Here is a 24,281-nt window from a genome sequence, read left to right as displayed (position 1 = left end):
CCGAGGAAAATCTAGCGCTCACGGGGCGGAGGCCGTCTCGGGGAGGATCACCACGGGGCGGGCCTGGTTGTGGACGAGCCGCCCGGCCACCGTCCCGCCCACGAGGTTGGTGGTCCATCCGCGCAGGCCGGAGCGGTGGGCGCCGACGACGATCATGACCGCCTCCACCTCGTCGGCGACCCGCCCCAGCTCGACGGCCGGGTCACCGGCGCCGCGCAGCGCGCTCCAGGGCAGACCGACGTCGGCCATCGCCCGGTTCAGCCCGGCGAGGACGTCGGCCCCGTAGGCATCGGAGGGCACGGCGATGTCCGGGTCCACCGACACGGTGAACCCCCGTGAGTCCGAGACGGCGGTCTCGTCGACCCACACACAGACGAGCTCGATCAGGCTTCCACCCAGGGACTGGACGAGCGACGCTGCTCGCCGGGCCAGCTCCGGGTGCTTGTGGTCCACGCCGACCACCACGGATCGCACAGTCACCCTTGTGAGGGTATTGCCAAACGGCTAGTCGAGGTGGTCCGGCAGGCCGAATCGGGAGAACCACTTCTCCGTGTCGAGAAACGTGGTGATGCCGGTGATGTGCGCGCCGTCGTTCTCCAGCACCACGATCCCCCACGGGAAGTGGCCGCCCTTCGGGTCCCGCCGGTACTGCGCGAACCCGGGGGCGCCGTTCACGTGGATCGGCACGCAGCGCGAGCCCTCGCACTCGTTGCCCGGCCCGAGCATCCAGGCCTGGATGTTCTCGATGCCCTCCAGCCACATGGCGTACGGCGGCATGTTCATGACCGCGTCCTCGCGCAGCAGGTTGGCCAGCGCCGCCATGTCGTACCGCTCGAACGCCGCGACGTAGCGCTCCAGCAGATCGGACTCGTCGGCCGTCGCGGGGGCCGGCGCGGCGCCGGACCGGTCCGGCGCCTTGTCGGCGAGGGTGGCGCGGGCGCGCTGGAGCGCGCTGTTCACCGAGGCCACCGAGGTGTCCAGCAGCGTGGCCACCTCGGACGCCGGCCAGCGCAGCACCTCGCGCAGGATGAGCACCGCGCGCTGCTTGGCGGGCAGGTGCTGGAGTGCCGCGACGAAGGCGAGCCGGACCGACTCCCGGGCCACGGTGGTGTCGGCCGGGTCGCTCGCGCCGGGCAGCACGTGCTCGGTCGGTACCGGCTCCACCCAGGCGTACTCGGGCAGCACGGTCGCGAGGCTCTCCTCGACCGGGTCGGCGGCGGCGCCGAGGCCCATGGGCCGTTCCCGCTTGGCGCGGCTGGACCCGAGCTGGTCGAAGCACACGTTGGTGGCGATCCGGTACAGCCATGTCCGGAGGGATGAGCGGCCCTCGAACCGCTCGTACGACCGCCATGCGCGCAGGAGGGTCTCCTGCACCGCGTCGTCGGCGTCGAACGCGCCGCCGAGCAGCCGGTAGCAGTATCCGGTGAGCTCGCGGCGATAGGTCTCGAGCTGTGCCGAGAGCTCGTCCGTCGCCACGGCCGCACCCGCGCTCTGCCCAGGATGTGACGCTGTCTGTGCCATGGATCACACGGTACGCGGCACCACTGACACGCTCACCGGTGATTCGTCCGGGACCGAAGACGGCGGCCGAAGTTCACCCCACCGGTCAGGTCAGGTCGAGCTCGAACCAGACGGTCTTGCCCGTGCGCCGGTTCACCCGGCCCGCGCGGGGGCGGTCCGTGGCCGGTGGCACGCCGTGCCGGTCCACGCCCCACCGCGAGGCCAGGCGTTCGAGGAACTGCACGCCCCGCCCGCCGAACTCGGTCACCGCCGGGTCGCGCAGCTCGGGCTGGACCACCGACGAGTCCCGCACCCCGACCCGCAGCTTCTCCAGGTCGACCTCCACCGTCGCGGTGAACGGAGCCTGCCCGTGGTCGACGGCGTTGGTCAGCACCTCGGAGGTCAGCAGCATCACGGTGCGCCGCAGCGGCATGGGCACCCCGCAGCTCTCCAGCACGTCGTCCACCCAGATCCGGGCGGGCCCGACGTCGCACAGCGACGGTGCCAGCTTGCGTTCCGCCGTGGCGGGCCGGCCGAGCGAGGGCGGGCCGGACGGCGCCGTCGCCCGCACCCGCACGGCGAGCACGGCGACGTCGTCCCGCTGGTCGTCCGACGCCAGGCGGCGCACCAGGGTGACCGGCAGCGCGGCCGTGGCCGTGTCGCCCAGCATGCCGAGCGTCTTCTGGAGGCGGTTCAGCCACTGGTCGGGCGTGGTCCCGCGCTGCTCGGCCAGCCCGTCGGTGTAGAGCAGCAGGGTGTCACCGGGCCGCAGGGTCGCCACGTGGTCGGTGCGTTTCGCCGTGGGGCGGATGCCGAGCATCATGTCCGGCAGCGCCGAGAGCCGTTCCACGCTCCCGTCCTGCCGCAGCACGAGCGGCGGCGGGTGACCCGCGGTGGACCAGGTGAGCTGGTAGCCGCCGGGGACCCGTTCCAGCCGGGCCACCACGGCGGTCCCGCTGGCGAGCAGCCCGAGGCCCGAGTTGGCCTTGTCCAGCAGCGACAGCAGCGCCGACGGCGACTCGTCGTGGCTCCACGCGAACGCCCGCAGCAGCGACCTGAGCTGACCCATCTTGGCGGCCGCGCGCATGTCGTGCCCGGTCACGTCGCCGATCATGAACATGGTCGTGTCGTCGTCCACGGCCACGGCGTCGTACCAGTCACCGCCGATCTGGTCCGAACGGGTGGCGGGCGAGTACGTGGCCGCCATGTCGAGGTGCGGCACCTCGGGCAGGCGGCTGAGCATGGCCCGCTGCAGCGTCTTGGCGGACTCGCGGCGTTCCTCCAGAAGCCGCGCCCGCTCGAGCGCGTGGCCCGTGTAGTGCGCCAGGCCCGTCTGCAGGGCGTACGAGTCCTTGTCGGGTCCCCGGTCGCGCTCCCACGCCAGCATGACGACGGCGACCACGGCGCCGGCCGTCACGACCGGCAGGAACGCCCGGGCCTCGACGTCCGGGTCGCAGTACTCCCGGAACCCGGGGTACGCGGCGTGCATCTCCTCGCTCGTCCGGAAGAACAACGGCCGGCCGGTGCGGGCCGCCTCGGCCAGCGGCCGGTGGTCGTCCAGCTTGGCCTGCCGGAACCGCTGGGGGAACTGTGGCTCCGCGTGGACGAGGGAGCGGTAGGTGACGCCCCGGCCGTCGGCGTCGGCCACGGCGAAGGCGCAGTACCGGGCCCCTATCCCGGCGGTGGCGACCTCGATGATCACCTCCTCGACCTGGTCCATCGTGTTCGCGTTGGCGAACGCCTCGCTCAGCGACAGCAGGAACCGGCTGCGCCGGTTGGCCCGGACGGCGGTCTCCTGGATGCGCCGGGCGCGCTCCCGTTCGGCCCGCAGCCGCAGCTCGGCCGTGCACGACGCCGCGAGGTCGGCGAGCGAGTCCAGGTCGTCGCCGGACCACTCGCGCGGCTCGTCCACCACCGCGCACAGCGCGCCGACGGCGCGGCCCCGCAGGTCGAAGACGGGATACCCCGCGAGCGCGACGAGGCCCATCTCGCGCACGAGGTAGGTGTCGCGCAGCGCGGGGTCGAGGCGGGCGTCCGCCGTGACCACCGGCTCGCCCCGGGTGGTGATCACGCTGGTGACGGTCCCGGGGTGCTGGAGCAGGCGCTGGGACTGCATCGGCTCCGGCATGCCCGACGCCCCGGCGAGCACCTGGCCGTCCCGGACCACGAAGTACACGACGGCAGCCGGAACCCTCAGGTGGCGCCGGACCAGACGGGCGAACCGGTCGAATGCCTCGTCAGCGGTAGGTGATCCAAGACCGACGTGCTCGAGGTCTCGCAACGCCTGGAGGTCCGTCGGCATCTGCTCAGTATTGCGAGAGAAGTGCGCGTGCGCGATAGATGTACCGGATGTGTCCCTTTTGCACTGAGCGGGTAGTCTGCGGGGCTTACGGTCACACTTCGAGGAGACCGCGCTGGTGCGCGAGACTCACCGCCTCCGCCCGTCCCGAGGCGCCGAGCTTGGCCATCAGGTTGGACACGTGCACGCTCACCGTCTTGGTCGAGATGAACAGGCGCTCGCCGATCTGCCGGTTCGACAGCCCCTGTGCGACCAGGCCCAGCACCTCCTCCTCCCGTTCGGTCAGGGTGGACGCCGTCGCCCGGCGGACGCCCGGCAGGTCGAGCCGTGCCCGCCGTGCCAGGGCCCGGACGGCGTCGGCCAGCGGCCGCGCCCCCATGTCCTCGGCCTCCGAGAGGGCCTCGGCCGCCTCGACCTCGGCTGCTCCGCGCTCCCCGGCGCCGAGGAGCGCCTCCGCCCAGCGGTAGCGTGAGCGTGCCACCTCGTAGCGGTAGCCGAAACCGAAGGCGTTCACCGTCTTCTGCCAGGCGTCGGCCGCCTCGCGCCACAGCGTGGCCGCTCGTCCCTCGTCGCTCTCGCCCGCGGCGAACCCCGTCACGGCGTGCAGGCGGGCGTTCTCCGCGGCGGCCCGCTGCAGCCAGGCCCGTCCCTCGGGGCCGAGCACGCCGCCGCGCGGGCGGCCCCGCTGGGCCGTCTCGCGGGCGACGGCGAGGAGCGCGTCACCGCGGTCCAGCCGTGCGCCGGCACGGGTCTCGACCGCCGTGGCGGCCGCAGAACCGGGTGCTCCCGCCCGTCCGGCGGTGCGCTCGGCCTCGGCTGCGTCCGCCAGGGCGGCGATGGCCAGCGTGGACAGCCAGATCCGCCCGAGGAACACCTCCGTCCACACCTCGCCCAGGTGATCGGTGATGCGCTCGGCCAGCGCGGCGGCGTCGTCGTACCGGCCGGCCCAGGTCAGGGCGTCGACCAGGCTTCCTCCGCCGATGAGGGCGATCTGACCGTCGCTGCCCCAGTGGTCGATCAGCGCCTCGCCGCGCTCGATCGCGTCCTCGTCGCCCCGCGCGACCGCCGCGTACATCCGGGTCGCGTCCATGACGTGCCGGGACGTGGCCGGCACGCCCGCGCTGCTGCGTTCGGTGAGGTCTCCGCGGAAGTAGAGCATGACCTCCTGGAGGATCCGCAGGTTGACCGTGGGCGTGCTCCATGCCAGGCCGAGCTCGTCCGCCCGGGCCAGCGCGTGCCGCGCCCGCTGTTCCGCGGCCTCCAGCTCCCCTGCGTAGAACCGGTTGGCCGTGCCGCTGTACAGGGTGCGCATCTCCGTGAGCACGTCCCCGGCCTCGACGGCGGCCGCGCGCGCCTCGTCGAGGGTCGCCGAGGCCCGGTCCGGGTCCGCGACGTCGAGCACCGCGAGGGTGGACAGGGCGATCGCGAGGGCCCCGGCCTGGCCGGTCTCGCGCGCCTCCTCGACGGCGCACTCGGCGTACGAACGGGCGTCCTCGTCCAGGTCGATGATCATCGCGAGCCGCGCCAGCAGGGCGTTGGTCCAGATCCGGTCGGGGCTGCGCGGTGTCAGCACCGCCAGTGCGGCGCGCAGGTCCGTGATGGTGGTCTCGACCTGGCCGGGCGTCTCGTCCCACGTCGGCAGGTCGAGGTACCGGTGCACCAGCACGTGCTCCAGCGCTGCCCGGCGCACCGGGTCGTCGACGCCCTCGACCGCGCGCCGTGTCAGCTTCACCGCGCGCATCGCGTCACCGGCCCGGGCCGCCGCCTCGCCGGCGGACAGGGCGACGTCGACCCGGTCGCGGCCGATCCGCTGCTCGGCGTCCGGCACCGACTCCCACAGGGACAGGACCTGCTCCCAGTGCCGCAGCTCCTCCTCGGGCGCGAGCAGGCGGCGGGCGCGCAGCGCGGCGTCCTGCGACGCCGTGAGGGCGGCGGGCAGATCGTGACCCTCGAAGGCGTGGTGGGCGCGCTCCGCGGCACTGCCGACCGGCATGCCGTCCGGCCCGTCCTGCTCGATCACGGCGAGGTAGGCGCGGTGCACCGCCGAGCGCTCGCCCGGCAGGAGGTCCGCGTACAGGGCCTCGGCCAGGAGCGCGTGCCGGAACTCCAGGTGCGCGCCCGACACCACGAGCACCTGCTGGGTCACGGCCTCGCGCAGGGCGGCGTCGACGTCCGGTGCGCCCGACCGGGCGGCGGCTGCCCGCAGCAGGTCCTCCCGGACCCGGCGCCCGGCGACCGACGCGATGCGCAGCACCTGCTGCACCTCGGGGTCCAGCCGTTCGAGCCGGGTGCGGAGCACCTCGGTCAGCGTCCAGGGCAGGCTCGCGGAGTCCGGACCCGCGTCCAGCAGCTCCTCGGCGAAGAACGCGTTGCCCTCGGACCGGTCCAGCACCTCGGCGAACCCGGCGGGCGGAAGGGGCCGCCCGGCCAGGGCGGTGGTGAACTCGCGCAGCTCGTCCGCGTCGAACGGCTGCAGGTCCATCCGCTCCACGTGCTCCAGCCGGGACAGCTCGGCGAGCAGCGGGCGCAGCGGATGACGCCGGTCGACGTCGTCCGACCGGTAGGTGACCACCAGGAGGACGTGCTCCGATCGGGCGCGTGCGGCGAGGAAGCGGAGTACGTCCCGGGTGGACGCGTCGGCCCAGTGGGCGTCCTCGACCACCAGGACCAGGGGTCGCTCGGGTGCGCCGGCGACCGCCAGGCTGCGCGCGATCCCCTCGAAGAGCTGGAGCCGTTCGTCGTGGTCGGCGTCGCCGCCACCGCCCGGTTCCAGCAGCCGCCACAGCGCCGGCCGCTCCTTGACCAGGTCGGCCACGCGCGCGGCCGCCTCGGGCCCCGCGGCCCCGGCCTGGAGCTGGGTCAGCGCGTCCGTGAACGGCAGGTACGGGATGCCCACCTGCCCCAGGTCCACGCAGTGCACGACGACGGCGCTGGCCCCCGCCTGCTCCGCCGCCTGGGCGACGTGGCTGATGAGCCGGGTCTTGCCGACGCCGGCGTCACCGCCCACGAGCGTGAGGCCCGGCCGGCCCGCCGAGGCGCGCCCCACCGCCAGCAGGAGGGAGGCAACCTGCTCCTGCCGGGAGACCAGGGGGATCGTCGTGGACCGTCGCACCTGCACATCGTGCCACCGGTCACCGACACTCCCCCTGGCCTTTTCCGCCCCGACGCCCGCCTCCGTCATGCGAACAGGCCGTGACGTGCGGCCGGTGCCGGGCGCATGCCCGCGATGCCCTCCTGGATCTGCTCCGCGCGGCTCCGGTGCTCGGTGCGCCGGTCCGCCCGGTGCCGGGCGCCCTGGTTCGCCCGGCGCTCGGCGCGCCGGCCGGCCCGGCCCTGGTCGTCGGTCCGCCGGCCGCCCCATGCCTTGCGCAGCTCGGCCTGCCGGTACTCGATCTCCGCCTCGGCGGCGGGTCCCCACAGCGACATGATTCCTCCTGGTGCCCCGGCGGGCCGTGCGCCCGTCCGGCTGATGAGGAAGACACTCGTCCTGAGGTCCCGGCCCGTGGATCGGGCGATCGGGCAGTCCTGGCCGGCCGGGTACCTCAGGCGGCCGTCTGAGGTACCCCTGAGGTGGTCCGCGCGGCCTGAGGTGCCGCGTACCGGGCGAGATCCAGGCGCTTCACAGGCGCACTATTGCGATCCATGTCACACCGGACGCACACTGGAACAAGTAGCGGACCCAATTCGGGGGTGGATCGTGACCGGAACCGAAGCTGGAACGTACGACATCTTGCCCATGCTGGGGCGTGGGAAGCACCGCAACCCCAAGAAGGGCGCGTGCTTCATGGAGCTCGCCTCCTTCCTCGCGGGGGAGAAGTGGAGCGACCACCCCGCCTGCACGCACCCGCTGATCGCGATGCTCGCGCGCGCGGTGAACGACCTCACCGCGGACCACGCGCGTCCGCGGCTGGCGCCGCTCATCCCGTCGGTCATCGGCCTGACCAGCACCGATCCGCGCTGGGACGTGCGCATCGCGCTGCGCGCCGCGCAGACGGCGCTGCCGATCTCGCCCGCCGACCGCCAGCAGACGCTCGCCGTGGCGATCCTCGGGTCGGAGCGGATGCTCGACGTGCTGGAGGACAGGCCGGCCGGGACCCTCGCGCCGGAGAGCAAGGACGCGCTCGCGGCCGTGCCGAAGACGGCGGCCTGGGCCGAGCGGTTCTGCGCGGGCACGAGCGTGCGGCCCAAGCGGTTCGTCCGTGACGCCGCGCCGAGCGTCGTCTCCACCGCGGTGCAGGGCATCTCCGAGGCCTTCGTCCCCGACGTGGACGCACGCCTGCGCGAGCTGCTCGCCGCCACCATCGCCGATGCGCGCCGCTGGGCCGGCACCGCGGACGCCGACGCCCGCACGCTGGACCCGCTGGCGTGGGGACCGGTGGTGAAGGCGGCACCCTCCGCCTGACACCGGCCGACGAAAGGACGGGCCGGGGCGCACCAGGGGGCGCCCCGGCCCGCGTCGTGCCCGGCCTGACCCGGACGAGTTCTCCCGGCCTGTCGATCGGGACCCCACGAGATCGTCACCCCGGTGTCAGACAGACACCGACCGGAGGACAGAACCATGCGATACACCATCCTGCTGCACTACCCGGAGATGACGCCGGAGGACCTCGGCGAGGATGCCCTGGCCGAGGGCCAGCGCGCGTTCGCCGCCTACGCCACCGCGCTGGACCAGGCCGGGGTGCTGCTGTCGGCGGAGGTGCTGCAGCCGTCGTCGGCCACCACCACCGTCACGGTGCGCGACGGCGAGCTGCGCGTCCAGGACGGCCCGTTCGCCGACACCAAGGAGCAGCTCGGCGGCACGTTCGTCGTCGACGTGCCGGACCTGGACGCCGCGCTCGCCTGGGCGCAGAAGGCGCCTTCGGTCCAGTGGGGCACCGTCGAGGTGCGCCCGAGCGCCACCCACTTCGAGAACGGCACGTGGACGCGCTGACCGACCGCGCCGGCGTGCGGGCTGCCGCGGACGCGGCGGCCCGCACGTCGTACGGCCGCCTCCTGGCTCTGCTCGCGGCGCGGGACGGCGACATCCAGCGCGCCGAGGACGCCCTCGCCGACGCGTTCGAGCAGGCTCTGCGGCACTGGCCCGACGACGGCGTGCCGCGCAACCCGGACGGCTGGCTCCTCACCGTGGCCCGCAACCGGCTGCGGGACCTCTACCGCTCCGCCGCGCACCGGACCACCGCGCCGCCCGATGCCGGACCCGAGCCCGCCGCGCCGCCCGACCTGCCCGACCCCGACGCGATCGGGGACCGCCGGCTGGAGCTCATGTTCGTCTGCGCCCACCCCGCGGTGGAGGCGGGGATCCGCACCCCGCTCATGCTGCAGACCGTGCTCGGCGTCGAGGCCCGGGACATCGCGGCAGCCTTCGCCGTGCCCGCGCCGACCATGGCGCAGCGGCTGGTCCGGGCCAAGCGCCGCATCCGTGACGCACGGATCCCGTTCCGCGTCCCCGGCCGCGCCGAGATCCCGGCCCGGCTGCCGCCCGTGCTGGAGGCGGTGTACGGCGCCTATGCGATCGACTGGCGGGGCGCTGCGCCCGAGGTCCGTGGCTCCCTCACCGGTGACGCCCTCGCGCTCGCCCTCCTCCTGGCGCACCTGCTGCCCGAGCCGGAGGTGCTCGGGCTGGCCGCGCTGCTCTGCTTCTCCGTGGCGCGCGCCGACGCACGCGAGGTGGACGGCGCCTTCGTCCCCCTCGACGAGCAGGACGTCACGCTGTGGGACGGTGCGCTGATCGAGCGCGGGGAGGCGCTGCTCCGGCGCGCGCTGACGGCACCCGGCGCGGGGCCGCCCGGCCGGTTCCGGCTGGAGGCGGCCGTCCAGTCCGCGCACTGCGCCCGCGCCCGGACGGGGCGTACCGACCGGCCCGCGCTGCTCACCCTGCACCAGGCGCTCCTGCGCGTGGCCCCGACGCTCGGCGGGCGGGTCGCGCTGGCCGCCGTGCTCGGCCGGGTCGAGGGGCCGGCCGCGGGACTCGCGGAGCTGGACGCCACGGCGTCGGACCCGGCGGCCGGCCGGTTCCAGCCGCTGTGGGCCACGCGGGCGCACCTGCTCGCGTCGTCGGGCGCGACCGGGGCGGCCCGCACCGCGTACGCGAAGGCGCTGTCCCTCACCACCGACCCCGCGCTGCGCGCGTTCGTGGCCGCGCGGGCGGCCGCCGTCGGGTGAATTCCCGGCGCGGCCGTCACAGACCGCCGGGTCGGGGCCTCCCTCCCAACGAGACACGCTTCCCGTGCGTCCCTGTCATCCGAGGGCTGCCCGCACGAGGAGCCAGGGAACGGGGAACCACCATGACCACGAGGACAGCAGCGGTCACCGGCAGCGACGTCGCCGGGATCGAGCGTGATCTGCGGCGCATGGAGCTGCTGAACCGGCGTGAGCACAAGATCCGTGCCGCCGGCCGTGCGGTGCCGGCGTTCTCCTCCCTGCAGCTCGCCACGCGCTCCCGGGACCGGCTGCGGTACCGGGACGCGTGACGGCGGCGGGCGGGGCCGCAGATCCAGGGGGTTCGGCGGCCTCGCTCCCATCGAGCAGCATTTTTCTGTGCCATTTCACCCAGGCTTGCCCCGTTTGACCCAATGTTTTCCACGTGGCGACCATGACGGGCCCCTTAGGCTCCTGGGCATGAGCGGATACTCGTCTCCCCACCCGCCTACGGACGGTCATGCACCGGTCCCGCCGCCACCGGGGGGATACGCCGCACTGCCACCGGAACCCGGGTCCCCCGTGCCTCCGCCGCCTGCTCCCCGGCGGTCGGGCCGGCTGGCCCTGATCATCGTCGGCGTCGTGGTCCTGCTCGCCGCCGCGGGCGCCGGGCTGTGGTTTCTCCTGCGCGAGCCGCCGGTCCCGGACCCGGCGCCGGCCGCCGAGCAACTCGCCGCGGCGCTCCAGGCGGGCACCCCGGCGGACGTCCCGCTGACCCTGGAGACGTCCGCGTCCCCGGACGAGCAGTACGCCCAGGTGTTCGAGCAGCTCCGCGCCGCGGTCGGCGAGGACGCCGGGACCGTCGAGGTCAAGGACGTGACCCCGGTCGAGGAGGGCGACGGCGGCACCGCGACGGCCACCGCGACCCTCGCGTGGAGCTGGCCCGTGGCGACCGAGGCCGCCTGGGACTACGAGACCGTCGTGCCGCTCACCTACCCCGGCGCCACCGACGGCGAGGCCGGCGAGTGGCAGGCGACCTGGAGCACCGGCGTGCTGGTCCCCGGGCTGGAGCCGGGCGAGCGGCTCGCCGTCGAGCGCACCGAGCCCGCCCGCGGCGAGATCGTCACGACTACCGGCGAGACCCTGGTGGGCATCACGCCCGTGCACCACGTGGGCATCGACAAGACCCGGCCCGGCTGGGACACCGCTGCCCAGCCGCTCGGCACCGTGCTGAAGCTCGACCAGGAGACCACCGAGAGCATCGCCGCACAGGTCCGGTCCGCCGGGGACAAGGCGTTCATCGAGGTGATCACCATCCGCGACGGCGACCCGGAGTACGACTTCGACGCCGCCATGGCGATCCCCGGCGTCGTCGGCATCCCGGACGAGGTGCCGCTGGCCCGGAGCCGCGACTTCGCACGAGGCGTCCTGGGCACGGTCGGGGAGGCGACGGCGGAGATCATCGAGGAGTCGGAGGGCACCGTCCAGCAGGGCGACGTCGTGGGCCTCTCCGGTCTCCAGGCCGCCTACGACGAGCAGCTGCGCGGCGTGCCCGGCCTGGCCGTGACCATCGAGCCCGCCGAGGGCGGCGAGGGCCGCGAGGCGTTCACCATCGAGAAGAAGGACGGCGAGCCGCTGACGGTCACGCTCGACCCGGCGACCCAGCTCCGTGCCGAGTCGGCGCTCGCCGACATCACCGACCTGGCCAGCGCCATCGTCGCGATCAAGCCGTCGACGGGCGAGGTGCTCGCGGTCGCGTCCGGCCCGGGTTCCGAGGGGTACAACACCGCCACGCTGGGCCAGTACCCGCCGGGGTCCACGTTCAAGATCGCGACGTCGCTCGCCATGCTCCGGTCCGGCGTCACGCCGGACACACCCCTGGCCTGCACGCCGACCATCGCCGTCGAGGGCCGCGAGTTCCGGAACGTGCCCGGTTACCCGGCGTCCGCCACGGGCGACGCGGTGCCGTTCGGGACGGTCTTCGCGAACTCGTGCAACACCGCGTTCATCGCCCAGCACCAGGCGATCAGCCAGCAGCAGCTGCACGACGCCGCGGCGTCGCTCGGCCTGGGCGTCGAGGCCACCGCGCTCGGCGCGGCGGGCACGATGGGTGACGTGCCGACCGACTCGACGGGCACGGAGCACGCGGCGTCGATGATCGGCCAGGGCCAGGTGCTGGCGACGCCGCTGGCCATGGCGACCGTGGCCGCCAGCGTGTCGGCGGGGCACACCGTCTCCCCGTGGCTGGTGCAGCCCGAGGACGGGAAGGCGCCCGAGGCGCCGTCGGGCGACCTGACCGCGGACGAGGCGGCCACGCTGCGCGACCTGATGGGCGGGGTGGTGCGCGAGGGCTCCGGCACCGCGCTGCAGGGCGTGCCCGGCATCGTGGGCGCGAAGACCGGTACCGCCCAGTTCGGCGACGGGTCCAAGGCGCACGTGTGGACGGTCGCCATCGCGAACGACCTGGCCGCGGTCGTGTTCATCGAGGAGGGCGAGCTCGCCTCGACAGCGGCGGCCCCCGTGATGCGCGAGTTCCTGACGAACGGCTGACCCTGGACACGAACGGACCCCCGGCCACCAGGTGGCCGGGGGTCCGTTCGTGTCCGGGCGGGGCGGGGACTCAGCCCTTCCAACCGGCCTCGGTGCAGGTGTTCCGGTAGGACGTGATGGCCGTCGTGACCGCGCTGGGCCGGGCGATGGAGCCGTCGAGCGCCTGGTCGAACGGTGCGCGGATCGCCTCGAGGTGGGCGATGCTGACCTCGTCCGACTCGCCGATGATCAGGCCGATGCTCTTGCTGATGCTGCTCGCGGAACCGGTGCGCTCCTCGTCGAGCGGGGCCCGGACCGCCGGCGCGAGGGCCGTGATGTTGGTGACCAGCGGACCCGAGAAGAAGGCGCTGCACGCCTCCACCAGGTTGTACTTGCCGGTGCTGATCGGAGCCTGGATCGCCTCCGACGAGGGCTCGGCCTCCTGCTGGACCTCTTCTCCCGAGGGCATGAAGTCGTTGGCCATGTCCTCGAGGGCCGCGCATCCGGACAGCAGGAGTGCGCAGGAGACCAGTACGGCCGCGCCCCAGTTCTTGCTGGTGCTCACGATCTACTTCCCTCACGTCAACGGTTCTCAGGAGTGCGGTCCGTCGCACCCGCCCGCGAGTCTAGCGTCACGCCCGTGCCGCACCGCCAATCGCTCCGGGAGGTGCTCCGGGGGCGCTCCCGGGGTGCGATCGACCGTGGTTCCCGGGGTGCTGCCGGGTCGCGGCGGCGCCCCGGACGCCCAGGTCACCGGGGTGGCCTGGGCGTCCGGACCGGCGTCAGCGGTCGCCGTCGGCCGCCGGCCGGTCCTGCGGGGCAGGGGGTGCGTCGGGCGCCGCCGGACCGGCCGCGGTCCCGGTGCCCGGGTGAGCGTTCGGGTACGGGTCCGCCGAGCGGAGCACGGCGAGCCGTGAACGGTACTCGGCCTCGTCGATCTCCCCGCGGGCGAAGCGGGTGCCCAGCAGCGTCACCGGGTCGGCCCCGGCCGCCGCGTGCGCGGACCACGGCCCGCCCCAGCCGCCGCGCGGGCCGCGCCGGGCCCGCCGGGCGATCAGGAAGACCACCGTCGCGAACAGCAGGAACCACAGCAGCGGGAAGATGAAGAAGAACGGGCCGGGTCCGCCCCAGCCGTAGTGGGGCCCGTTGGCGAGGACCTCCGTCGTCGCGGTGAGCATGTCGACCTCCAGTGGGTTGGGCCGGTCGTTCCGGCCTCACCACCAGGCTGCCGTCGCGCGGCGGCAGGGTCGTCAGTCCTGTGTACCCGGCCCGGTACACCCGTGGTGCCGGCTGGTCCTGCGGCTGCGCTGCGGGCGGGTGCCTCGTTCCTCAGCCCCCACCCTCCGCTGCGCCTCCGGCCCAGCCGGGGCGCACGAGGCCCGCCTCGTACGCGAGCACCACGAGCTGCGCGCGGTCGCGCGAGCCCGTCTTCATGAGCACCCGCGAGACGTGCGTCTTCACCGTCGACTCCGACAGGTACAGCCGCGCCGCGATCTCGTCGTTCGCGAGCCCGCCCGCCACCTCGACGAGCACCTCGCGCTCGCGCGGCGTGAGCTCCGCCAGCGCAGGCAGCGGGCCGACCACCCGGGTCGCGTCGGCGACCCGCGCGAGCAGCCGCCGTGTCACCGTCGGCGACAGCAGCGCGTTGCCCGACGCCGCGACCCGCACCGCCCGCACCAGCTCCGCCGGCTCCGTGTCCTTGACCAGGAACCCGGACGCCCCGGCCCGGATCGCGTCGGTGACGTACTCGTCCAGCTCGAACGTCGTCACCACCACCACGTGCACCCCCGCGGCGCGGGGTTCGGCGATGATCCGGCGCGTCGCCGCCAGCCCGTCCATGCCCGGCATGCGGATGTCCATGAGCACCACGTGGGGCAGGTGGTCGAGGGTGAGCGCGACGGCGTCCTCGCCCGTCGCGGCCTCTGCGACGACCCGCATGTCGTCCTCGGAGTCGATCAGCGCGCGGAAGCCGCCGCGCACCAGGGCCTGGTCGTCGGCGAGCAGGACGTCGATCATGCGGTCTCTCCCGGTTCGGGGGTGTCGGACGGCGGTGCAGCCGCCCGGTCGGGCGACGGCGCGACGGCGCCGGGACGCTCCGGGCGGGCCGCGGGGACCGGGAGCCTGGCCAGCACCAGCCAGCCGCTCCCGTCCGGACGAGGACCCACGGTGAGGGTGCCGCCGGCACCCTCCACACGTTCGCGCATCCCCAGCAGGCCGTAGCCCGGCTCCGCGGGTGCACCGGCCGGGGCGCCGTCGTCGGCCACCGTCACCTCCAGGTGGTCGCCCCGGGTCAGCCGCACAGTGACCCGGCCGACCGACGTCGCGTGCCGGCGCACGTTCGTCAGCGACTCCTGGACCACCCGGTGCACGACGCCCATGAGGTGGTCGGGCAGGTCACCGACGTCGGGCGGCAGGTCGACGGCCACGTCCAGCCCCTCGGCGCGGGCCTGGTCGGCCAGGCGGTTCAGCGCGGTGAGGTCCCATGTGGGGGTGAGCGGGGCGCCGTCCTCCCGGACGATCCCCAGCACCGTGCGCACCTCGGCCAGCGCGTCCCGGCTGGTGTCCCGGATGTTCGTCAGCGCCTCGCGGGCCTGCCCCGGGTGCTTCTCCAGCAGGTGCAGGCCCACCCCGGCCTGCACGTTGATGGCGGACAGGGAGTGGGCGAGCACGTCGTGCAGCTCGCGGGCGATCCGCAGCCGTTCCGAGGCCACGGCGGTGCGCTCCCGTTCGGCCGCCGTCTCGCGAGCGGCGGCCCGCGCGGCGACCCGTCGTGCCGCCCGGTCCCGCACGGCGCTCGCGACCAGCAGCACGACGGCGAGCCACGCGGCCCCGGCGACCAGGGACCCGGTGGTGAGGAACCACGCGCCGTCGTCGGCCCAGCCCGGGCCGTGGAACGGCGGGCCAGGAGGTCCCCACTCGCGGGGCAGGTCCGGCGGGTTGTCGCGGAGCTGCTGCTCCAGCCGCGGCGCGAGCAGCGTGGCGACCGTTCCCACGCCCCCGGCGAGCAGTGCGGCGCCGGACCAGGCGATCACCCGCGCGCGGCGGGCCGTCCCGCTGAGCATCACGCCGGCGAGCACCGCGACCGGTCCCAGCAGCACGGGCCCCCACGCCCGGCCGAGCAGCAGGAACGTCAGCGCCGCGGCGACGGACACCACCGTGGCGAGCGCCGGCCGGCGGGGCAGGAGGAACACGAGCGCGGCAGGCGCCACGAGCAGCAGGAGCAGGCCGGCCAGGCCGGGCTGGACGGCCCAGGCCTGGTCCCGCGCGGCGGCGACCGAGCCCAGCGTGCTGAGCACGGTCACGGCGACCGCGACGAAGACGCGCGGCCGCAGGCGGTCGAAGGGCCCGGGGGCGACGGGGTCCGGGTCGCGCACGGGTCGGGTGGTGCCCAGCATGCTCGCACGCTACGCCGGGCCGGGCGCCGCCGCGTCGGACCGGGGTACCACCGCGTGTCCCCCTCCGGTGCCGCGCCGTCGTGCTCGGCACGAGGTCAGGTGATCGGTCGCCCGACCTACCGACTACCTGACATCGCGCCGACCACTCTCGTCCCTACGGGACGGGGTCCTGGTGTCAGGCGAAGCGGGCGCTGCGCTCCTGCACCCGGCCTGCGCCGCGGCCGGCGTCGGCGGCCGGGTCCCAGGTGTAGACCTCGGTGCCGGTGATGAAGACGCGCTCGGCGCGCTGGTCGGTGTCGAGCGGGTCGCCGGACCAGAGCACGACGTCGCCGTCGAGCCCCTCCTTGATCGACCCGACCCGGTCGTCGAGGCGGAGGAACGACGCGGGGTTGGCTGTGATCGCGGCCAGCGCGGTCTCGCGCGGGAGCCCGTCGCGGGCGGCGAACGACGCCTGGTGCACGAGGAAGTTGATGGGGATGACGGGGTGGTCGGTCGTGATCGCGACGCGCACGCCGGCCGCCGCCATCGCGGCGATGTTGCGGTTCGCGCGGTGCCGCACCTCGACCTTGGACCGGGAGACGAACATCGGGCCGTAGATGACGGGGATGTCCTTCTCGGCGAGGACGTCGGCGACCAGGTGGCCCTCCGTGCCGTGGTTGATGACGAGCCGGTAGCCGAACTCCTCCGACAGGCGGATCGCGGTGGCGATGTCGTCGGCGCGGTGCGTGTGCTGGTCCCAGGCGAGCTCGCCGGCGAGCACCCGGGCGAGCGTCTCCTTGCCCAGGTCGCGGTCGAAGGGCTTGCCCTCTTCCGCGGCGGCGTCGCGCTTCGCCGCGTAGTTCTGGGCATCGACGAACGCCTTGCGGATCACGTTCGCGACGCCCAGGCGGGTCGAGGGGAGCTGCTTCTTGTCCCCGTACACGCGCTTCGGGTTCTCGCCGAGCGCGCTCTTGACGGACACGGAGTCGCTGATCACCTGCTCGTCGATCGTGCGGCCGCCCCACGTCTTGATCGCGACGGTCTGGCCGCCGATCGGGTTGCCCGAGCCCGGCTTGATGACCGCGGTCGTCACACCGCCCGCGAGGGCGTCGCGGAAGCCCTCCTCGTCGATCTGCACGGCGTCGATGGCCCGCAGCGCGGAGCCGTTCGGGTCCGTCATCTCGTTGGTGTCGTTGCCGGCCCAGCCCTCGCCCTCCTCGTGGATGCCGATGTGGCCGTGCGCCTCGACGAAGCCGGGCAGGAGCCACCTGCCCTGGGCGTCGATGGTCTCGACGCCGTCGGGCACGACGACGTCCTGTCCGACGGCGGTGATCACGCCGTCCTCGATGAGCACGGTGCCGTCCTCGATCGGGGCGGAGGCGACGGGGACCACGTAGGCGTGGGTGATGGCGATGCTGGAGCGGGTTGTCATGGGTACATCATTACCCAAGGTAACGACGGTAAGAACCGTTCTGCCTCGCGTAGCCGCTGCGTGACATGAAGGACCTCGCCGTGCGAGGATGTGTACCGATCACTAAACTCGCGGCATGGCGGACGAGGAATGGAGCATCTACGTCGTCGACGAGGTGCGGGAATGGATCTATGGGCTTGACGGGGCGTCGCGGGACCGGGTCGCTCAGGCGATCGATGTCCTGGCGGAGCGGGGGCCAAGGCTGGGCCGACCGTTGGTCGACACGATCCAGCATTCCTCGATCGCGAATCTCAAGGAGCTTCGACCAGGAGACATGCGGCTGCTGTTCGTGTTCGACCCTTGGCGATCGGCGATCTTCCTTGTCGCTGGGGACAAGTCAGGGCGTTGGCAGCAGTGGTATGTCGAAGCAGTCCCGCTGGCCGAGGAGCGGTACCAGGCGTACTTGAGCAGACGTGCAGAAGAAGGGGAGGGTGCATCGTGACGGGATACGTGCAGTGGAAGGACATCCGTGGCGATCTTGTCGAGAAGGCCGGTGGCGAGGACGCCTTCGAGCGGGGCAAGCAGGAGCTCCTCGCCGAGGTGACCGGTCATCGGCTCGCCGAGCTCCGCAAGAAGCGGCGGCTGACTCAGCAGCAGGTCGCTGATCGCATGGGTGTGACCAAGGGCCGGGTCTCCCAGATCGAGAAGGGCAAGATCTCCGGCCAGGAGGTGCTCGCGCGCTACGCACGCGCCCTGGGCGGAGAGCTGCAGCAGGCGATCCTGTTCGACGACGGGGAGATCGCCGGTATCGCGTGAGAACGCGCAGCCGGCGCGACGACCGGCCGCGCTCCGGGCGTCAGCCCGACGTCGCCGGGTTGGTCGGCGTGTCGTCGAGCCACAGCGTGTCCGACGGGTCGCGGTGCTCGACCGGCGGACCCCGTCGCCCAGGGGTCAGGGCGAGGCCCAGCAGTAGACCCCCGCGCCCTCGGACTCGGCGATCCGTGCGAGGGCGGCCAGGTCGTCCAGGAACGCGGCGAGCGGGGCCGGGTCGTCGGTCGCGAGCTCCTCGGTCCTGGACCAGGCGTCCGCCGCGCCGTCCAGCTCGCTCTCGCTCGCGCCCGTGAGCGCCTCGAGGAGCGCCGGCCGGACCTGCACCACGACGGCGCCCGTGTCCTCGGAGAAGGTCACGGCGGTCACGCCGGAGCTGATCTCGGCGTAGGGCCTGCCGGTCAGGATCTCCTCGAGGGTGGCGAGCGTGACGAACGGCTCGATGCCCTTCGACTCCAGCACGTGGCCGTCGGGCAACGCGTGCCTCGGGGCGCCGTCGTCGAGGAATGCGGCGGCCTCGGTGTCGGAGGCCGCGACGAAGTAGTCGGTCAGGATGCCCATGGCCTGATCGTGCCACTCGTCACCGACACGCCCCGCGCACGTGCCGGGATGACGCTCAGGAGCTCGCGCGCAGCAGCTCCGCCGCCGCGCCGATCCGCGCGGGGTCGCCCGGCGTCGGCGTCCACGGGAGGCGCAGCGAGTCGCGGGCCTGGTCGTCGCGGAACCGGGGCACCACGTGGACGTGGAAGTGGAACACCGTCTGCCAGGCGGCCTCCCCCGCGCAGTTCAGGAGGTTCACGCCGTCGGCCCCGAGCCGCTGGACCGCCCGGCCTGCGACCCGCTGGGCGGTGATCGTGCAGGCGGCCAGGTCGTCGGGGGCGATGTCGTGCAGGTCGCGGGCGTGCGCCTTGGGGATCACGAGGGCGTGCCCGTCGGCGGCCGGGTTGATGTCCATGAACGTGAGCGTGCGTTCGTCCTCGTCGACCTGGACGGACGGGACCTCGCCGGCGACGATGCGGCAGAAGAGGCAGTCGGGTTCTCTGGTCACGGGAGGGACTGTAGCGAGCCGGGCCGGTCCGGCGGGACAGGAGCCGGCGGGCGCCGTCGGGCGACGTGGGCGCGCGTCCATAGACTCGAACCCGTGGACTTCTACAACGCGTACGCCCATGGGTTCGCCCGGGTCGCGGCCTGCACCATCCCCGTCGCCGTCGCCGATCCCGCGACCAACGCCGCGGCGGTCCTGGACCAGGCGCGGCAGCTGGCCGACGACGGCGTGGCCGTCGCGGTGTTCCCGGAGCTGTGCCTGAGCGGTTACGCGATCGACGACCTGCTCATGCAGGACACGCTCCTGGAGTCGGTCCTGGACGCGCTCGCCGAGATCAAGGCGGCGAGCGTCGAGCTGATGACGATGCTGGTGGTCGGCGCCCCCCTGCTCGTGGGCAGCCGGCTGCTGAACACCGCCGTCGTCGTGCACCGCGGGCGGATCCTCGGGGTCGCGCCCAAGTCCTACCTGCCGAACTACCGTGAGTTCTACGAGAAGCGGCAGTTCGCCCCGGGCGACGACCACCGCGGCACCCTGACCCTGCTCGGCGAGGAGGTCCCGCTCGGCTCCGACCTGATCTTCCGGGCCGACGACGTGCGCGGGCTCGCGGTCCACGTCGAGGTCTGCGAGGACATGTGGGTCCCGGTGCCGCCGAGCGCCGTCGCGGCCCTCGCGGGGGCCACGGTGCTGCTCAACCTGTCCGCCAGCCCGATCACGGTGGCCCGTGCCGAGGACCGGCGCCTGATCGTGCGCAGCGCGAGCTACCGGTGCAACGCAGCCTACGTCTACACCGCGGCGGGACAGGGCGAGTCGAGCACCGACCTGTCCTGGGACGGCCAGACCATGGTCTACGAGGCCGGCGACCTGCTCGGCGAGACCGAGCGGTTCCCGGACGGCCCGCGCGCCACCGTGGTCGACGTCGACCTGGACCGCCTGCGGCAGGAGCGGCTGCGGCAGGGCACCTTCGACGACAACCGGCGCGGGCTGGGGCTGGAGACGACCGGCGAGCTCCGGGAGATCGCCTTCAGCGTGCACCCGCCGCAGGGCGACCTCGGCCTGCGCCGCAAGGTCGACCGCTTCCCCTTCGTGCCCGACGACGCCGACCGGCTCGCCCAGGACTGCTACGAGGCCTACAACATCCAGGTCACCGGGCTGGAGCAGCGGCTGCGGGCGATCGGGCAGCCCAAGGTCGTGATCGGCGTCAGCGGGGGCCTGGACTCGACGCACGCCCTGATCGTCGCGGCCAAGGCGATGGACCGGCTGGGCCGCCCGCGCACCGACGTCCACGCCTTCACGATGCCCGGCTTCGCGACGACGTCGGAGACCAAGGACCGTGCGATCCGGCTCGCCGAGGCCCTGGGGGTGACGTTCCAGGAGATCGACATCCGGCCCGCCGCCGAGCAGATGCTGCTCGACCTGGACCACCCGTACTCCGGCGGCACCAAGCAGTACGACGTCACGTTCGAGAACGTGCAGGCCGGGCTGCGCTACGACTACCTGTTCCGGCTCGCGAACCACCGCGGCGGCATCGTGCTGGGCACGGGTGACCTCTCCGAGCTGGCGCTCGGCTGGTGCACCTACGGCGTGGGCGACCAGATGTCCCACTACGCGGTGAACACGGGCGTGCCGAAGACGCTGATCCAGCACCTGATCCGGTGGACCATCGACAGCGGCCAGTTCTCCCCGGACGCCGGGAGCCCGGTCAACGCCGTGCTGACGGAGATCGTGGAGCAGGAGATCACGCCCGAGCTGATCCCGACCGAGGAGGGCGAGACCCCGCAGTCCACGGAAGCCACGGTGGGCCCGTACGCCCTCCAGGACTTCACGCTGTTCCACGTGCTGCGGCGCGGCTACCGGCCCTCCAAGATCGCCTTCCTGGCCTGGCACGCGTGGCAGCGGGCCGACGTCGGCGACTGGCCGCCGGGGTTCCCGTCGGCACGCCGCACGGAGTACGACCTGGCGACGATCCGGCACTGGCTGGAGGTGTTCGTGCGCCGGTTCTTCGCGTCGCAGTTCAAGCGCTCCGCGCTGCCGAACGGGCCGAAGGTGTCCCCGGGCGGCACCATGTCCCCGCGCGGCGACTGGCGCATGCCCTCCGACGCGGCCCCGACGGCCTGGCTGGCCGAGCTGGAGCGCACCGTCCCGGAGGCCTGACTACGCCCTCGACGAAGTCCGGTCCCGGTCCGTGAGACGGCGGGTAGGGTGCCGTCATGCCCGCTGTCTCCGTTGCCCAGGCCCGGCCCGATGGCCGTCGCCGCCTCCGTCTGATCACCGCGCTCGCGGGAGTCCTGACCTTCGTGGCCCTGCTGCTGGCGGCCGGGCCGGCGAGCGCGCACGACCAGCTCCTGTCGTCCGACCCGAAGGACGGTGCCACGCTCGACGCGCCGCCGGCGAGCATCGCGCTGACGTTCAGCGCGGCGCCGCTCGACACCGGGATCGAGGTCGTGGTCATGGGCCCCGACGGCACCACGACGCAGGGCGAGGACATCCAGGTGGCGGACAGGGTGGTGACCGCGCAGCTCGACTCCGGGCTGCCTGCCGGCACGTACGACGTCGCCTGGCACGTGGTCTCGTCCGACGGCCACCCGATCGACGGCGAGCTGTCCTACACCGTGGAGGGCGAGCCCGAGCCGACGGCGGAGCCGACCGAGTCCGCGACGGCGGAGGCGACCGCCACCGCCGAGCCGACCGACGCTGCCGAGCCCACGGACACCGCCGAGCCCACGGACACCGCGGACAGTGCGCCGGCCGAGCTCGCGGGTGCGGGCGACGGCGCCGCTCCGAGCGGCCTCGCCGTGACCGGCGGCATCCTCGCCGCCGTGCTCGTGGTGCTGGGCGTCGTGGTGATCATGCGCCGCAAGATCCTCGAGAACGACAGGCTGCGCGGGTCCGACGAGTCCGACGAGCCCGGGGCGGGTCCGGCAGACGGCGGCAAGCGCAACGACAACCCGGACGGCAAGCCCCACGTCTGAGACCGCGTCCGTGCCCGCAGCCCTCAGGTCACCCGGGTGACCTGAGGGTCCGGCACGTCGGTGAGGCGGTGCGCCCTGGCCGCCAGCACCGCCACGACCACCGCGGGGACCAGCAGCAGCGCGCCTGCCGTGTTGACCGCCTCGAAGCCGCCCCACGCCAGGAGCGGTCCGGCCAGCGCTGCGGAGCCCGCGCCGAAGTAGTTCATCAGGGCGTCCGTGGCACCCTGCAGCGGCAGCTTGACGTGGGGTTCCGCCACGGACGCCAGCACGGCCGACGACGCGATGACGCACGCCGACCAGCCCAGCCCGAGCAGCACCAGCGCCACCGCGGTCAGCAGCTCCGTGTCGAGGGCGGGCGCCGTGGCACCGTGGCCGGCGTGCGCCCCGGCGGCGGGCACGAGGGCGGCGCCCGTGAAGCCCAGGACGACGGCGAGGCCCTGGAGCACCATCCCTCCGGCGGCGACCCGCAGCGGGCCGAACCGGTCGGCCAGCCACCCGAACACGGGGCTGAGCGCGAACATCCCGAGCACGTGCAGGCTGATCACGATGCCGACGAGCTGCAGCGACATCCCGCCGTGCTGCATGTGCACCGGCGTCATCACCATCACCATGATCATCACGGCGTGCGCGACCGCCGTGGTGACCACCGCGAACCGGGCCTGCGGGTGCGCCCACGCCCAGCGCAGCGCGGTCAGCGCCCCGGTACGGCGCCGTCCGGGCTGCACGCCGGCGGCACGCGTCGCGTCGTGGCCCGGTCCGGGTGCCTGCCCCACCGGGGTGCCATCCGTCGCGGTGCCATCCGTCGCGGTGGCGTCCGTCGCCGCGCCGTCCGTCACGCCGTCCGTCACGCCGTCCGTCACTGCGTCGTCCGCCGGGACGCCCCGGACCGTCGGGCCGCCGTCCGCCGGCCCGCCGCCGGCCGTAGGAGCCGGCTGGAGCGCCGACCCCGCCGGGTCCCGGTACAGGGCCGCGAGCAGCAGCCCGGCGAGCAGGTACGCGACCACGGAGAACAGGTAGGGGCCGCCCAGGTCCGGCACCCCGAGGCCCCGTCCGACGACGGCGCCCGGCGCCGCAAGGTTGGGCCCCACCACCGAGCCGACCGTCGTGGACCACAGCACCACCGACATGGTGCGGGCGCGGGTGCCCGAGCCGACGTTGTCGGCGGCGGCGTACCGGGACTGCAGGTTGGTCGCGTTGGCCACGCCGTAGAGGGTCAGGCCCACCAGCAGCACGACGAGCTGCCCCAGCACCGCCGCCGTCACGATGAGCACCGCGCCCGCCGTGGACAGCGCGTAGCCGAGCGACAGCGCCCAGCGTCGTCCGCGAAGCTGGGCGAGCGTCGCGAGCGGGATGGACGCCACCGCGGCGGCGAGCACGCCCACCGCCTGCGCGAGACCGGCCATGGACGTGCCGCCGAGACTCTCCGCGAGCAGGGCGCCGACGGCGGCCCCGGACGCCACGCCGACCCCGGCCAGCAGGTTGCTGAACACCAGGACCACCAGGTTGCGGCGTGCCCGCAGGGGTTTCTCCACGATTTCCTCTCATCGGCATGGCGTTACCGGAACGGTAGACCGCTCTGGGTTGCTGAAGTCATCGGATAGTGCGGCCTGACGTGCCTCCGGAGGGCCGTGCTGCCTCGTCGTCCACAGGCTCGTACACAGGTTCGTGTCCTCTGAGAGCGGAAAGTTACCCACGACTCGCCGTAGAAGTGCCCGTTGTCCGCGAATTCCTGCCGATCTGCTGGCAGTATGGGGCCTCGTCGTCGGGCGGGTACCGCCGCACGACGTGACCGAAGAAGGGAACCGCATGTCGCTCAACAAGTCCGAGCTCGTCTCGGCCATCGCCAGCAAGGCTGAGATCAACAAGTCCGAGGCCGAGGCCGCGCTCAACGCCTTCCAGGAGGTGCTGATCGAGTCGCTCGCCAAGGGCGAGGCCGTCAAGGTGACGGGCTTCCTCTCGGCCGAGCGCGTCGAGCGTGCCGCCCGCACGGGCCGCAACCCGCGCACCGGCGAGGAGATCTCGATCCCGGCGAACTTCGGTGTCAAGATCAGCGCCGGCTCGCTGCTGAAGAAGGCCGTCGCGAAGTGACGCTTCGCCGCTGATTGTGACAGCGACGCGAAGGCCCGGCCCTTCCCGAGGGGCCGGGCCTTAGCACGTCCCGGACGGCGCGCTGCCGGGCCCCCGGCGC

General features: G+C 73.7%; 23 protein-coding genes. 10 read left to right on the top strand and 13 right to left on the bottom strand.

Features of this window, described 5'->3' with window-relative positions; translation table 11 throughout:
* Positions 1 to 18 precede the first annotated feature (18 nt).
* From ACO229_RS21050 to ACO229_RS21030, 5 genes are all read right to left on the bottom strand, one after another.
* Complete coding sequence (locus tag ACO229_RS21050; protein ID WP_397419183.1) at positions 19 to 480, bottom strand: universal stress protein; 462 nt, start codon at positions 478 to 480, stop codon at positions 19 to 21.
* A gap of 24 nt (positions 481 to 504) precedes the next feature.
* Positions 505 to 1,521, bottom strand: a complete 1,017-nt coding sequence (locus tag ACO229_RS21045) for a sigma-70 family RNA polymerase sigma factor (RefSeq protein WP_423462685.1) — start codon at positions 1,519 to 1,521, stop codon at positions 505 to 507.
* An 85-nt stretch (positions 1,522 to 1,606) separates the two neighbouring features.
* Positions 1,607 to 3,802 (bottom strand): SpoIIE family protein phosphatase, encoded by a 2,196-nt coding sequence (locus ACO229_RS21040; protein ID WP_423462684.1) that lies wholly within the window; start codon positions 3,800 to 3,802, stop codon positions 1,607 to 1,609.
* 91 nt (positions 3,803 to 3,893) lie between these two features.
* Positions 3,894 to 6,911: a helix-turn-helix transcriptional regulator gene (locus ACO229_RS21035; RefSeq protein WP_423462683.1), complete on the bottom strand. Its 3,018-nt coding sequence runs from the start codon at positions 6,909 to 6,911 to the stop codon at positions 3,894 to 3,896.
* A 65-nt stretch (positions 6,912 to 6,976) separates the two neighbouring features.
* Positions 6,977 to 7,225 (bottom strand): hypothetical protein, encoded by a 249-nt coding sequence (locus ACO229_RS21030; protein ID WP_423462682.1) that lies wholly within the window; start codon positions 7,223 to 7,225, stop codon positions 6,977 to 6,979.
* 310 nt (positions 7,226 to 7,535) lie between these two features.
* Here ACO229_RS21030 and ACO229_RS21025 point away from each other — a divergent pair, with 310 nt between their 5' ends.
* From ACO229_RS21025 to ACO229_RS21005, 5 genes are all read left to right on the top strand, one after another.
* On the top strand, positions 7,536 to 8,201 hold the full coding sequence (locus tag ACO229_RS21025) for a hypothetical protein (RefSeq protein WP_397419193.1): 666 nt from the start codon (positions 7,536 to 7,538) through the stop codon (positions 8,199 to 8,201).
* Positions 8,202 to 8,357: 156 nt separating this feature from the next.
* Entirely contained in the window at positions 8,358 to 8,729 is a 372-nt protein-coding gene (locus tag ACO229_RS21020; protein WP_397419195.1) for a YciI family protein, read from the top strand.
* The gene (locus ACO229_RS21015) at positions 8,717 to 9,961 is read left to right on the top strand and encodes an RNA polymerase sigma factor (protein ID WP_423462681.1); all 1,245 of its coding nucleotides are present in this window, start codon (positions 8,717 to 8,719) and stop codon (positions 9,959 to 9,961) included. The genes ACO229_RS21020 and ACO229_RS21015 overlap by 13 nt, the downstream gene beginning before the upstream one ends.
* Before the next feature lie 122 nt (positions 9,962 to 10,083).
* A complete protein-coding gene (locus ACO229_RS21010) occupies positions 10,084 to 10,269 on the top strand; it encodes a hypothetical protein (RefSeq protein ID WP_397429363.1) in 186 nt (61 codons plus the stop codon).
* A gap of 250 nt (positions 10,270 to 10,519) precedes the next feature.
* Positions 10,520 to 12,487 (top strand): penicillin-binding transpeptidase domain-containing protein, encoded by a 1,968-nt coding sequence (locus ACO229_RS21005; protein ID WP_423462680.1) that lies wholly within the window; start codon positions 10,520 to 10,522, stop codon positions 12,485 to 12,487.
* 70 nt (positions 12,488 to 12,557) lie between these two features.
* On the opposite strand, the gene ACO229_RS21000 is transcribed toward ACO229_RS21005, so the two are convergent.
* The 5 genes from ACO229_RS21000 to ACO229_RS20980 all read right to left on the bottom strand — a co-directional run bounded on the left by ACO229_RS21000 (position 12,558) and on the right by ACO229_RS20980 (position 17,272).
* Entirely contained in the window at positions 12,558 to 13,031 is a 474-nt protein-coding gene (locus ACO229_RS21000; protein ID WP_397419202.1) for a hypothetical protein, read from the bottom strand.
* A gap of 217 nt (positions 13,032 to 13,248) precedes the next feature.
* Positions 13,249 to 13,644, bottom strand: a complete 396-nt coding sequence (locus ACO229_RS20995; protein WP_397429366.1) for an SHOCT domain-containing protein — start codon at positions 13,642 to 13,644, stop codon at positions 13,249 to 13,251.
* 151 nt (positions 13,645 to 13,795) lie between these two features.
* Positions 13,796 to 14,482: a response regulator gene (locus tag ACO229_RS20990; protein ID WP_397419206.1), complete on the bottom strand. Its 687-nt coding sequence runs from the start codon at positions 14,480 to 14,482 to the stop codon at positions 13,796 to 13,798.
* Positions 14,479 to 15,861, bottom strand: a complete 1,383-nt coding sequence (locus ACO229_RS20985; RefSeq protein ID WP_423462679.1) for a sensor histidine kinase — start codon at positions 15,859 to 15,861, stop codon at positions 14,479 to 14,481. Before ACO229_RS20985 ends, ACO229_RS20990 begins: the two co-directional genes overlap by 4 nt.
* Positions 15,862 to 16,036: 175 nt before the next feature.
* The gene (locus ACO229_RS20980; RefSeq protein ID WP_423462678.1) at positions 16,037 to 17,272 is read right to left on the bottom strand and encodes an amidohydrolase; all 1,236 of its coding nucleotides are present in this window, start codon (positions 17,270 to 17,272) and stop codon (positions 16,037 to 16,039) included.
* Positions 17,273 to 17,387: 115 nt separating this feature from the next.
* Between ACO229_RS20980 and ACO229_RS20975 the strand changes: the two genes are divergently transcribed.
* Positions 17,388 to 17,753, top strand: a complete 366-nt coding sequence (locus ACO229_RS20975) for a type II toxin-antitoxin system RelE/ParE family toxin (RefSeq protein WP_397429369.1) — start codon at positions 17,388 to 17,390, stop codon at positions 17,751 to 17,753.
* Entirely contained in the window at positions 17,750 to 18,067 is a 318-nt protein-coding gene (locus ACO229_RS20970; protein WP_397419214.1) for a helix-turn-helix domain-containing protein, read from the top strand. Before ACO229_RS20975 ends, ACO229_RS20970 begins: the two co-directional genes overlap by 4 nt.
* 135 nt (positions 18,068 to 18,202) lie before the next feature.
* Here the strand turns inward: ACO229_RS20970 and ACO229_RS20965 are convergent, their stop codons facing one another.
* Together ACO229_RS20965 and ACO229_RS20960 are read right to left on the bottom strand one after the other, a co-directional pair.
* Complete coding sequence (locus ACO229_RS20965) at positions 18,203 to 18,640, bottom strand: hypothetical protein (protein WP_423462677.1); 438 nt, start codon at positions 18,638 to 18,640, stop codon at positions 18,203 to 18,205.
* Between the two features lie 55 nt (positions 18,641 to 18,695).
* A complete protein-coding gene (locus ACO229_RS20960) occupies positions 18,696 to 19,127 on the bottom strand; it encodes an HIT family protein (RefSeq protein WP_397419218.1) in 432 nt (143 codons plus the stop codon).
* Positions 19,128 to 19,220: 93 nt separating this feature from the next.
* On the opposite strand from ACO229_RS20960, the gene ACO229_RS20955 reads away from it, so the two are divergent.
* A complete protein-coding gene (locus ACO229_RS20955) occupies positions 19,221 to 21,275 on the top strand; it encodes an NAD(+) synthase (RefSeq protein ID WP_423462676.1) in 2,055 nt (684 codons plus the stop codon).
* 56 nt (positions 21,276 to 21,331) lie between these two features.
* Positions 21,332 to 22,093: a copper resistance CopC family protein gene (locus tag ACO229_RS20950; RefSeq protein ID WP_423462675.1), complete on the top strand. Its 762-nt coding sequence runs from the start codon at positions 21,332 to 21,334 to the stop codon at positions 22,091 to 22,093.
* 23 nt (positions 22,094 to 22,116) lie between these two features.
* Here ACO229_RS20950 and ACO229_RS20945 read toward each other — a convergent pair whose 3' ends face one another.
* Positions 22,117 to 23,625, bottom strand: coding sequence for an MFS transporter (locus ACO229_RS20945; RefSeq protein ID WP_423462674.1), 1,509 nt, complete (start codon positions 23,623 to 23,625; stop codon positions 22,117 to 22,119).
* A gap of 274 nt (positions 23,626 to 23,899) precedes the next feature.
* On the opposite strand from ACO229_RS20945, the gene ACO229_RS20940 reads away from it, so the two are divergent.
* On the top strand, positions 23,900 to 24,181 hold the full coding sequence (locus ACO229_RS20940) for an HU family DNA-binding protein (protein ID WP_119140759.1): 282 nt from the start codon (positions 23,900 to 23,902) through the stop codon (positions 24,179 to 24,181).
* The last annotated feature ends 100 nt before the right edge of the window (positions 24,182 to 24,281 follow it).

The sequence above is a fragment of the Promicromonospora sp. MS192 genome, assembly GCF_049532985.1.
Classification (GTDB): Bacteria; Actinomycetota; Actinomycetes; order Actinomycetales; family Cellulomonadaceae; genus Promicromonospora.
This window is presented reverse-complemented; position numbering and strand designations above follow the sequence as displayed.

Excerpts from the sequence above, each read along its gene's own strand:
- ACO229_RS21045 (WP_423462685.1), bottom strand. The coding sequence starts at position 1,521 with ATGGCACAGACAGCGTCACATCCTGGGCAGAGCGCGGGTGCGGCCGTG.
- ACO229_RS21040 (WP_423462684.1), bottom strand. The coding sequence starts at position 3,802 with ATGCCGACGGACCTCCAGGCGTTGCGAGACCTCGAGCACGTCGGTCTT.
- ACO229_RS21030 (WP_423462682.1), bottom strand. The coding sequence starts at position 7,225 with ATGTCGCTGTGGGGACCCGCCGCCGAGGCGGAGATCGAGTACCGGCAG.
- ACO229_RS21025 (WP_397419193.1), top strand. The coding sequence starts at position 7,536 with ATGCTGGGGCGTGGGAAGCACCGCAACCCCAAGAAGGGCGCGTGCTTC.
- ACO229_RS21020 (WP_397419195.1), top strand. The coding sequence starts at position 8,358 with ATGCGATACACCATCCTGCTGCACTACCCGGAGATGACGCCGGAGGAC.
- ACO229_RS21010 (WP_397429363.1), top strand. The coding sequence starts at position 10,084 with ATGACCACGAGGACAGCAGCGGTCACCGGCAGCGACGTCGCCGGGATC.
- ACO229_RS20995 (WP_397429366.1), bottom strand. The coding sequence starts at position 13,644 with ATGCTCACCGCGACGACGGAGGTCCTCGCCAACGGGCCCCACTACGGC.
- ACO229_RS20990 (WP_397419206.1), bottom strand. The coding sequence starts at position 14,482 with ATGATCGACGTCCTGCTCGCCGACGACCAGGCCCTGGTGCGCGGCGGC.
- ACO229_RS20985 (WP_423462679.1), bottom strand. The coding sequence starts at position 15,861 with ATGCTGGGCACCACCCGACCCGTGCGCGACCCGGACCCCGTCGCCCCC.
- ACO229_RS20980 (WP_423462678.1), bottom strand. The coding sequence starts at position 17,272 with ATGACAACCCGCTCCAGCATCGCCATCACCCACGCCTACGTGGTCCCC.
- ACO229_RS20975 (WP_397429369.1), top strand. The coding sequence starts at position 17,388 with ATGGCGGACGAGGAATGGAGCATCTACGTCGTCGACGAGGTGCGGGAA.
- ACO229_RS20965 (WP_423462677.1), bottom strand. The coding sequence starts at position 18,640 with ATGGGCATCCTGACCGACTACTTCGTCGCGGCCTCCGACACCGAGGCC.
- ACO229_RS20950 (WP_423462675.1), top strand. The coding sequence starts at position 21,332 with ATGCCCGCTGTCTCCGTTGCCCAGGCCCGGCCCGATGGCCGTCGCCGC.
- ACO229_RS20940 (WP_119140759.1), top strand. The coding sequence starts at position 23,900 with ATGTCGCTCAACAAGTCCGAGCTCGTCTCGGCCATCGCCAGCAAGGCT.